The sequence below is a fragment of the Clostridioides sp. ZZV14-6150 genome (assembly GCF_020657875.1).
In the GTDB taxonomy this organism is placed as follows: Bacteria; Bacillota; Clostridia; order Peptostreptococcales; family Peptostreptococcaceae; genus Clostridioides.
Genome location: NZ_JAGWDA010000032.1, coordinates 1 through 10,821, shown reverse-complemented (window position 1 = coordinate 10,821; position 10,821 = coordinate 1). Strand labels below are relative to the sequence as shown.

The following is a 10,821-nucleotide window of genomic DNA, read 5'->3' as shown; positions in this document are numbered from 1 at the left end:
ATATTCTAAACTTAAAAGCTTTCATCTGTATCATTTCTTCACCTCCTTTTAATTTATATTACAGGCTTACATCTCCAACCTACTTATATTGAGGATGGAATATTTCGCCTATCTTTGATAAAAAGATAAAAATAGCCATGCAAGTATAATATTAATAGGCTGTCTTTCCTCCTACTTATTATAGAACACATGGCTATTTGTATTTAGTTAAAATACTACTACTAGTTTAGATTCTAATACTTTTAATTTGATACTTATTCATCTGTCATACGATATCCTACTCCTACTTCAGTCAAAATATACTCTGGTTGAGCAGGATTTTTTTCAATTTTTCGTCTTATACTTGCCATAAAAACTCTAAGAGATTGGTTTTCGCTTTCATAGTAATTACCCCAAACCTTATCTATTATAAATTTATGTGTTAAAACTCTCCCTGAATACTTAGACATTAATTCAACAAGTTTATATTCAATTGGAGTTAAGTGTATCTCCTCGCCATTAATAGATACAGCATGCTTTTCATAATCTATCTTTAGATTTTTAACCTCAAAGGTTGTAGGAACATCACTATTTATCTTACCTTGTTGAACTTTATTTCTAAGGGCCACACGCACTCTAGCCAAAAGTTCTGTTACACTAAAAGGTTTCGTCAAATAATCATCTGCTCCACCATCTAAAGCCTCAACTTTGTCTCTCTCGTGTTCTCTTGCTGAAACAACAATTATTTTATTATTTTTAGCACAAGCCCTAACTCTACCTATTACCTCAATTCCATCAATATCTGGTAAACCTAAATCTAAAATTATTAAATCTGGGTCAAGAGAATGTATAAGTGATATAGCTGTGCCTCCATTGTCAGTTTCTACACATCTATAGTTTTGAGTTTCCAGAGACACTTTTATAAATTTACAAATTGGTCTATCGTCTTCCACAATTAAAACCAACGGTTTTACTTCCATTCGTCTTTCACCTCCCCTTTATCTAAAGGTATACTAAATCTAAATGTGGCTCCTCCAGAAGGATTATTAAAAGCAATAATTTCTCCACCATGAGCTTGTACTATAGACTTACATATTTCTAAACCAAGACCAATCCCTCTTCTTTCAAGATTTCTTGCTTTATTCTTTGTATAAAATCTATTAAATATATTCTTAATATCTTCACTTGGTATTCCTTTTCCGTTGTCTGCCACTTCAAATAATACATTTTCAGCTTCTTTACTTACAGTTAATTCTATCTTAGAATTTTTAGGTGTATGTCTTATAGCATTGTCAATTAAGTTTACTAAAACTTGCTCTATCAATAATACATCCACATGAACTATTATTATTTCATCTGGTATATTGGTTTGTATCTCTCTACTATTGGCAAATTTTTTAACTCTTAGTATAGATTCCGCAATTATTTCATCTACAACCTCTGGACGTTTTTCAATATCCAATTTTCCTTCATCTATTCTGGTCATACTAAGTATATTCTCAACAGAGTGAGTCAACCAACTTGTATCTTCATATATATTTTTTAGTAGCTCTACTCTAGTTTCTTTATCTATTACATCATCATTTTCAAGTATAGTTGAAGAAGAACCTAGTATGCTTGTAAGTGGAGTTCTCAAATCATGAGAAATTGATCTAAGCAAGTTTCCTCTTAACCTCTCTCGTTCTGTTTCAAGATTAGCTTTTTTATTCTTTTCAAATAGATTTTCTCTATCAATTGCTAATGCAACTTGTGTTGAAACTGCTTCTAACAATATCTTTTCATTTTCCGTAATAATATCAATTTTAAAACATGCAATACCTATAACACCAAGAACATTGGATTCTTGACCTTTTATAGGAAAATAGTAAGCACTACTATTTTTACAATATTTTGTTCCAATCCCAACTGGCACACCTGTTCTAAAAGCCTCTTTTATAGCTTCCTTTTCTAATACTGAATAGAATATATTCTCACTTCCGTCATTATTACAAATATAAATACTTGGCTTACCTAGATTATTATCACCATCTGCAATAGTTACTATAACAGTTCTATTTAACATGTTTACCAAATTAGACCCACAAAATTCAATTATTTGATTTTTATTTTTTGCTTTAAGAAGTGTTTTATTATTTTCATAAAGCAATCTTATCATTTTCTCTCTTTTATGAGAAAGTCTTACTTCTTTTTTTATTCTAGAAGTTAAAGTACTTGTTATAATTGCTGCCAAAAGCATAATACAAAAGGTCATTGGATAATCTTTTCTATAAGCTATAAAAGTATATAATGGGTGTGTAAAGAAAAAATTAAATGATAGCACTCCTATTACTGAAGAAAGTATTCCAAAAAAATACCCATGTGTTATACTTGTAGCAAATAATACACCTAATATATACACTAAAATAATATTAGATTCATTAAAACCTACTTTTTTAAAAGCTACTGATATTCCAGTAGCAATTATCATAACCAATATAGTTTTTATAAAGTCCTTAATAATTATTTTCTTACTGAGATAGTCATCTTCATCATAATCATACTCTTTTAAGTCCTCATGATGTAGTCGTTCTTTTTTCATTTACTACAATTCCTCCTTATTGTTACTGTTTAAATTGACTCTAATGTATATAATACAATTTTATCATAATAAATTCAATCAATACATTTAATTAATACCTTCAAATTACTAAAAGGTGCTGTCTTAAAATGAAAATAAATCTCTATTTCAAAACAGCACCTTTATATATTTAAATCACTAATTTAATTTTTACATATTTAAATTGTTAGTTCAATTCAATCTAATAAATTATAATATCTTAATATTTGATTTTTAAAACATTCCTATCCGACAAGCATAAATATAAAGTGGGCACATACACCTGCACATAAACCACCTATTGTATGCGAAAGAATCGCTTTACCAGCTAATGGTCTTGCATCTAAAGCATCCATCATACCAATGTGTGTACTTAAATATCCACTCCAACACATACCCATTGCTGTAAATACTGCTATATCATTAGGAGTTATAGCACCTGATTTTATGAATTCTGGTACTAGAGATATTGCTGCTCCAACAGCACCTAATGCAGTTACAGGGAATGCTATTGCTTCTGGTGAAGTAAATCCAAATAATGGTTCTATTATAAAACTGATTTTGTCACCAATAGCAGGTAATAATTTTATACCTTCATATGCAGCTCCTGTGTAAACAGCTTGACCTGTAGCAGGGTCTGTAGATGGTCCAAAAGTTAATAACATAACTAATGTACAAACTACTAAAACTCCTGGTATTATAGCCATACCCATTTCAACACCTAGCTTACCACCTTCAAGTATAGCATCCAATGTTCTTTGGAATACATTACCATCTCTTATTTCTCTAAACTCTTCAATCTTTGCACTGTTTACACTTGCTTGTTTGTCATTATCACTTTTAGGGTCATAATTATAATACTTTTTAGTAAAAGTCAACATAATTCTAACACTAATAATACTACCTATTATTGCTCCAACGTTACCAATTATAGCTGGTAATACATATTCTTTACCTTGAGCTATCATGAAAGTTGTTACAATAAGTCCCATACCAAAAGCTGTTCCTAAGTTACATAAAGCAGGCACTTGGTATTTTTTAAAGTATTGTGTAAATGTTTTGTCTTTAGCGAATGGTATAATAGCTGGGTTATCAGATAAATAAGTTGCCACTACTCCTGCTATACTAGCACCAGGTAACCCCCATATAGGTCTCATAAGGCCCTTAAATATCTTATTTACTAAAGATATTACTCCAAATTCTGAAAGTAATGCACTAAGTGCACCTGCAAGGACTGCCATTGCCATTATCAAAAATACTGTGTCTAGTAAAAGTGCATGTGCCGTGCTCATTATTACTTTGAACATCATTCCTGCACCCATGATACTGCCTACATAGCCAAATCCTACCGCCAAAAGTACAATAAATACGAAGGTTTCCATACTTACTGCCTTGACTCTCCTCTTATCTGACAGCTTCTCCATTTTGATTTTCCCCCTTTTTAATTTAGAATTAAGGTTTCTACATTAATACAAATTTGTTAATACAAAACAAGTTCTAAAACTTACATCTGTGATTCAAGTTGTCGGTTTGTTGAAATAAAAAACCGTGACTGATATTATAACAATAAGAATATCTAATTTAATAAAAGATATTCTTATTCTATTTTATGTTATTATATTATCACCCTTTGGTATAAAAGTCAATTTTTTCTATTTCTGTGGTTTAATTTTATTTATGCTCTTCTTATATTTTTTATTATCTTTTATCTTCGAAACTATTCCATACAGATTAACTCTTCTAAATACTGTAGTTATAAATACTAACCCCAATGCAATCGAACTTGCACAAGATAATGTACTTACCCCATACTCTACTGCCTTAATATAGTCATTAGTTAAAACAGAATACATAGTGTTATATATTCCATAACCTGGTACTAAGATTATGAGACAACAAACACTTAAAGTTGTCGATGGAGTCATATAAATCCTAGCACATAATTCACAGTATATTGCAAAACATACTGTAGCTATAAAAAAACACAGGTTTACTGATACACCCATATTCAAACAAAACTTATACGAAAACCAAGCTATACTTCCACCTACACCTGATATTATCAAGTTTTTTCCCTTCATATTAAATAAGACTCCAAAACTTAAGGCTGTAAAAAAAGCTGCTACTACTTCTATAAACAATTTCATTTATATACCCCCTAACTTGAAGTATAATCCTAGTACCAAAAACATTCCTACTGCTATGGATACACCTACAAAAAATACTTCTGCCAACTTTGCAAGACCAGATATCAATTGACCATCTAACAAGTCTCTTAACGCATTAGTTAAAGCAAGTCCTGGAACCAAAAGCATTATTGCTCCTGCTATTAAATGGTCCATAGTCTTTATAAATCCAAGTTTTAGAATCACAATAGAACAAAAAGCTATAACAACTGCTCCTATCGCATTTACAAAAAAATCGTTTAGTGAGGACTTATTTAGGTACATAATAACAAATTTAGTCATTATTCCCACCATAAACGCAGCTATAAATTCTTTTAAATCTCCTCCAAATAATATAGAAAAAGTTGCTGCTGCAATACCTGCAAAAATTATTGTTACTATATCTGAATAATAATTATCTTCACTTATCTCATCTAAAATCCTCTCACATAACTCAATATCTAAATTATTTATACTGATTGCTCTTGATAATGAGTTAACTTCATGAACTAAGTTTAGGTCTACCCTTCTTGAACTTATTCTTTTAATTGCTGAATGTAGTTTCCCATCTACAAAAACAGATGCCATTACAGCCGTTGGAGTTGCAAATACATCTACATGCTCTATACCAAAAGATTGGCATATTCTACTTATCGTTTCTTCAACTCTATAAGTTTCTCCTCCACTTTGCAACATAGCTTTACCTGCATTTGAGGAAAAGTTTAAAATTCTATCTATATCCACAAAACATATCTCCCATTCTTTTATAATATTATTCATATTTTATTACAATACATTAATTATTTAAAACTATTTTAAATAATTAATATCCAACATTTAGATTTTATGAAAAAATTTGTTTTTTATGCTTGTCAAAAATAAATTATAAAGTTATTTACACCATAAAATGGCTGAATTAATATTTCATAGACACTTTCAACCATTGATATATAACTGCTTTAAATTTTACAAGCTTATTTTTCTTTTCATTATTTTTGTTTCAATAAAAAATTCTCTCTCCATTTACTCTTCATTTTACCAATTCTTCATTAAATACTTTAAAAACTACTACAATTGACGATTTACAATAACTATAATTTTAAATCTGTACACTTTTAAATTGCTCATAACCTAATAATTAGTTTATGTATATTTAAGTAATTAGTTTTTATATATTTATATGAACATTAGATAAAAGTGCTACATACATTACAAAATTTATACTTATCTAATATAACAACATAATACCTTATGTAAATCCATAAAAATCCATATCTCATATAAATGCAACTATTATTTTAACACCAACTACTACACAAAACAACATATTAAAAAGTAAAATACAAAATATCCACTATAAACCTTATTTTAATATTAAATATATTATATAATATATTTAATATAACTTAAATATAAAGAAAGGGGGTACTATAATGTTAAGAAAAGATAAAGTTTTATTATCACTACATAAGTTATGTAATAATATAACTTTAAAAGACCTACAATCAGAGAAAACAGGATTTACTACTCTTGAAGTTGCTAACAATTCATCTCTTGATAGAAGTAATACTAGTAAAGAATTAAATAATCTATATAATGAAAAGAAAGTTGTAAAAATATCTGGTAAACCTATTTTATTTTTACATGCTGGTATTATTGAAAATTTGATTGGTCGTACCTTAAATAGCTCAGAATATTCTATAAGAAATTGTAATGAACTATTTAAATCAACTAAAAATGATTCAGAAGATGTCTTCTCAACATTACTTGGACATGATTCTAGCCTTAAATTAGCTATAGAAAAAGCTAAATCTGCCATACTTTACCCTCCAAAAGGTCTTAATACATTGCTTATAGGGCCTACTGGTGTTGGAAAAAGTACATTTGCTGAAACAATGTACAAATATGCTATAGAAAGCAAAGTATTTTCTTCTGAAAGTAAATTTGTAGTATTTAACTGTGCTGAATATGCAGAAAATGCTAACTTACTTCTTAGTAATTTATTTGGTTATGTTAAAGGTTCTTTTACTGGTGCTAATAAGGATAAATTTGGGATAGTTGCACAGGCTAATGGTGGTATATTGTTTTTAGATGAAATACACAGATTACCCCCAGAAGGCCAAGAGATGCTTTTTCTTTTGATGGATAAAGGTATATACAGACGATTAGGAGAATCTGATGTCGTACATAGAGCTACAGTCTTTATTGTGTGTGCTACAACAGAAGATATACAGTCTTCCTTACTTGGAACTTTTCTAAGAAGAATTCCTGTTACAATTAATCTACCTGCTTTACAGGATAGGTCCTTAAAAGAAAGATTATCTCTCATTAAATATTTCTTTATTGTAGAATCTAAATATACTAATGCAACTATAAGAGTTCATAAAGACGTAATTAAATCATTACTACTTTATGATTGTTTTGGTAATATAGGTCAACTTAAGTCTGATATACAACTTATGAGTGCAAGAGCATTTTTAAATTATAAGACTGAACTAAAAGACAACATAGAAATAGACTTATCTCTTGTTCCTGACTATATTTACACTGGTCTTTTAAAGTTGAATGAAAATCGCAGTAATTTAAATAAATTATCAGAGCTTGATTATATGCTTTTTTATGAATTCAATGGTAACAACTTAGAGGTCGAATATACAAAAGAACTATCTAAATACAATATAGATACATCAAACAATGGATTTAGATACTCTACAGAGATTCCTTATCTAGAAAATGATATAAGGAGTATGTTTATAAATTACATGGAGAAATACTCTACAAAATTACTTTCAGTATCATCAGTAACTCATTCTGATTATACAAGTAATGAGATTTTTAAAGTAATCAACCCAAAGATTTACTATGCTGTTGAACACTCTTTAAAAGAGGCTGAAAAAATCTCTAGAAATAAATATACAAAACAAACTTATGTTGCTCTTTCAATGCATATAAGTGCTCTTATAGAAAATATAAACCAGGATACATATAATCCTAAGTACAATCTATATAATGATAAAATTTTCTTAGAAAAAGATTTAAATATAGCTAAAATAGTTTTAAGTATAATTGAAAACGACCTACAGATATCTTTACCCAAAGATGAAGTAAAATTTATATCTATGTTTCTAAATAGTACATACCTTGAGCCTAATAATCACTCTGAAAGTATTGGAGTTATAATACTTGCTCATGGAAATTCAACAGCTAGCAGTATGTGTGATGTAGCCAATTCACTACTTGGTACAAACCACTGTAATGCAATTGATATGCCTTTGGATGTGAAAGTAAGTACTATACTTGACAAAGCTATAGAATTGGTAAAAGAATGTGATGAAGGTAAGGGGGTACTCCTTTTAACAGATATGGGCTCTCTTATAGCTTTTGGAGAACTTATTTCAGAAAAAACAAAGATTAAAACACGCTCTATTGAAATGGTGTCTACTCCAATAGTTTTGGAGGCAGTAAGAAAAAGTACTCTACCAGAAATGACCTTAGATGAGTTAGCTAACTCTTTAAGTTCTTTAAATCCATATATTGGACGAGCTGCAATTGACTCATCAGAAATAAATTATCCTGAAAAATCGAGAGATTATGCTATAATAACTACTTGTATAACAGGTTATGGTTCAGCTATGAAAGTTGCAGACTTTATAAATTCTTCGCTAAAAAATATCAATAAGTACAATATTAACTTAGTTCCTCATAATATAGAGAGTTTTAAAATGTATAGGAATAAATTTAGTAATACTAAAATTTTAGCAGTTGTTGGTAGTGTAGACTTTAATGTTGCTAACACTCCATTTATACACATAGAAGAACTTCTAAATGGATATGGCCTTGATATGTTAAACAAGATAATAGAAGGTACATTCAATGCCAATATTATCACTAATATAAAGGAAACAAATCTATCATATAACAGCTTAATAATAAACTTCATGTCTCAGAACTTAGAATTATTGGACTCAGTTAAATTATTCAACTATGTTAATTCATCATTATTTTCAATAATAGAATTAATAGACGAAGACCTTAAGAGTAAATTTAAACTTGGATATATACTACACTGCTCTTTTATGATAGAAAGATGTTTTAAAAATACAACTTTTCCATATAATAACATTACTGAGTTAATTGGTAAAAATTATAAATTATATGAATTAATACGAGAAGCTTTTAAAACAACTGAAGCTTACTTTAATATTTCGATACCAGATGAGGAAATTGCTTATATAATAGATATGATTAATGAATATCTAAATAAATAGAGCCTATAGTTCCTATCTTGCGCACATAATTAGTATATGAAATGGAGGATGAATTTTTGAAAAGAAAAGTAAAACTTTTAGCAATACTTGCATTAATTTTTACATTTATAACACCTGGATTCTCATTTGCAGATAATCCACCAGTCCCAAATTCTTCAAGGGCAGCATTGCTTATAGACCAAGATACTAGAAGAATATTATTTGAAAAAAATAGCGACGAAAAAATGCCTCTAGCTAGCTTAAGTAAGATGATGACATTTTTACTTGCAATAGAGGCAGTAGATAAGAATCAAGTTAAAGAAACTGATATAGTAAAAATAGACAAGTCTACAGCTTCTGTCGGAGGTTCTACTTGTAAGCTTAAAGATGGCGATGAAATACCTCTAGGGGAGCTTATGCAAGGTCTTATGCTTGTTTCTGGAAATGATGCTGCTATGGCCATAGCGAAATACATTGGTAAAGATGAAAAGAATTTTGTAGATATGATGAATAAGAAAGCTGAAGAAATAGGAATGCATGATACGTATTATTTTAATCCAAATGGTCTTCCTAGATATACTGACCCAGAACGTAAAGAGCCTCCTATCGAGAACATATCAACAGCTCATGATATAGTTACTCTTGGAAAGTATATGTATGACCATTATGAAAGTCAGGTTACTAGAATAACTACTATGCAAGTTTATAATGATACTAAAAAGGATTTTACACACTACAATACAAATCCTCTACTTGTTTCAGTTCCTGGTGTTGATGGAATAAAGACAGGTTATACAGATAATGCTGGATATTGTTTTGCATTTTCTATGATGGTACCTAAAGATGCTAAAAATGAAAGAAATCATAGATTAATAGGTGTTGTACTTGGTGATGGTAATAAGAAGAATAGAATTTCTTCTTCTGCTAGCTTATTGAAGTATGGCAAAGACAATTTCCATTCTAAAAAAATAGCTCATAAGGGGGATACTATAGAAACTCCTTGTGTTGATGGTATTGATGATTTTAAGATAAAAGTTAAGGTAGATAAAGATTTATATGGTGTTGTTTCAGATAATGAGAATATCAATCCTAAGATAGTGTTTAAGAGTATGAGTTATCCTATCAATAAGGGAGATATTGTTGGTGTTGCAAAGTATTATAATGATTCTGGTAAGTTTGTTGGAAGTGTTAATGTAAGAAGTGAAAGCAATATAGGTTGTATTCCTTTGAAGGACAAAATTAAGATTAAGGTCGCTAAGATAAATAGAGAGCTTGAAGGCAGAAATTCTGTTTGTTTTAAGGCTTAGTGCTTAGATAAGTTTAGAAAGATTAGATTAAATTTATAGAAAACTCCACTTTATGGTGGAGTTTTTTGTTATTTTATTTTTACAAAAAAATTAAAATAGTGGCAACAATTGAGGATGTGAGGGAGAGTTGCCACTATCTTGTATAGGGTATTATATTATGTTTTTAAGCTAGTTTTTACTATCTTCTATGTTTATATAATAACTCTTGTGTATGAATTTAATAGATAATTCATATGAATATTATGTGAAGTTTTAAAGGTATAGTTTTTAAATTTTTCATATGAATATTATTCAAAATTTGCTACTTTAGTATACCAAAAGAGCTGTAGGTAAATTTGTTTTTATACAAATCTACTTACAGCCCATTTTACATACTAGTTTTACTTATTGAAATTAAAAAGATTTACTGCTATTCTACCTAATAAAGAGGATACAGTTGTTACTGTTGTTTTAGCAGGTACTGTTACCTCTATTGATTTTGTATCTGCTGTTTTTCCACTTGATGTATGCTCTACTGTAAATACTAA

General features: G+C 29.2%; 7 protein-coding genes. 2 read left to right on the top strand and 5 right to left on the bottom strand.

Features of this window, described 5'->3' with window-relative positions; genetic code table 11:
* Window positions 1-254: 254 nt before the first annotated feature.
* The 5 genes from KGF41_RS20140 to KGF41_RS20120 all read right to left on the bottom strand — a co-directional run bounded on the left by KGF41_RS20140 (window position 255) and on the right by KGF41_RS20120 (window position 5,484).
* Window positions 255-959, bottom strand: a complete 705-nt coding sequence (locus tag KGF41_RS20140) for a response regulator (RefSeq protein WP_227830438.1) — start codon at window positions 957-959, stop codon at window positions 255-257.
* Complete coding sequence (locus KGF41_RS20135; protein ID WP_227830439.1) at window positions 950-2,557, bottom strand: ATP-binding protein; 1,608 nt, start codon at window positions 2,555-2,557, stop codon at window positions 950-952. Before KGF41_RS20135 ends, KGF41_RS20140 begins: the two co-directional genes overlap by 10 nt.
* 263 nt (window positions 2,558-2,820) lie before the next feature.
* Entirely contained in the window at window positions 2,821-3,999 is a 1,179-nt protein-coding gene (locus tag KGF41_RS20130) for a hypothetical protein (protein ID WP_227841195.1), read from the bottom strand.
* 228 nt (window positions 4,000-4,227) lie between these two features.
* Entirely contained in the window at window positions 4,228-4,722 is a 495-nt protein-coding gene (locus tag KGF41_RS20125) for a threonine/serine exporter family protein (protein ID WP_227830441.1), read from the bottom strand.
* Window positions 4,723-5,484 carry a threonine/serine exporter family protein gene (locus KGF41_RS20120; protein ID WP_227433654.1) on the bottom strand — a complete coding sequence of 254 codons (762 nt, stop codon included), beginning with the start codon at window positions 5,482-5,484 and terminating at the stop codon, window positions 4,723-4,725.
* Between the two features lie 689 nt (window positions 5,485-6,173).
* Between KGF41_RS20120 and KGF41_RS20115 the strand changes: the two genes are divergently transcribed.
* Together KGF41_RS20115 and KGF41_RS20110 are read left to right on the top strand one after the other, a co-directional pair.
* The gene (locus KGF41_RS20115) at window positions 6,174-9,008 is read left to right on the top strand and encodes a sigma-54-dependent transcriptional regulator (RefSeq protein ID WP_227830442.1); all 2,835 of its coding nucleotides are present in this window, start codon (window positions 6,174-6,176) and stop codon (window positions 9,006-9,008) included.
* Between the two features lie 41 nt (window positions 9,009-9,049).
* Window positions 9,050-10,294 (top strand): D-alanyl-D-alanine carboxypeptidase family protein, encoded by a 1,245-nt coding sequence (locus KGF41_RS20110; RefSeq protein ID WP_227857113.1) that lies wholly within the window; start codon window positions 9,050-9,052, stop codon window positions 10,292-10,294.
* Window positions 10,295-10,821: the final 527 nt, after the last annotated feature.

Bases quoted from the DNA above. Each gene is read 5' to 3' on its own strand.
- KGF41_RS20135 (WP_227830439.1), bottom strand. From the start codon at position 2,557: ATGAAAAAAGAACGACTACATCATGAGGACTTAAAAGAGTATGATTAT.
- KGF41_RS20110 (WP_227857113.1), top strand. From the start codon at position 9,050: ATGGAGGATGAATTTTTGAAAAGAAAAGTAAAACTTTTAGCAATACTT.
- KGF41_RS20130 (WP_227841195.1), bottom strand. From the start codon at position 3,999: ATGGAGAAGCTGTCAGATAAGAGGAGAGTCAAGGCAGTAAGTATGGAA.
- KGF41_RS20140 (WP_227830438.1), bottom strand. From the start codon at position 959: ATGGAAGTAAAACCGTTGGTTTTAATTGTGGAAGACGATAGACCAATT.
- KGF41_RS20115 (WP_227830442.1), top strand. From the start codon at position 6,174: ATGTTAAGAAAAGATAAAGTTTTATTATCACTACATAAGTTATGTAAT.
- KGF41_RS20125 (WP_227830441.1), bottom strand. From the start codon at position 4,722: ATGAAATTGTTTATAGAAGTAGTAGCAGCTTTTTTTACAGCCTTAAGT.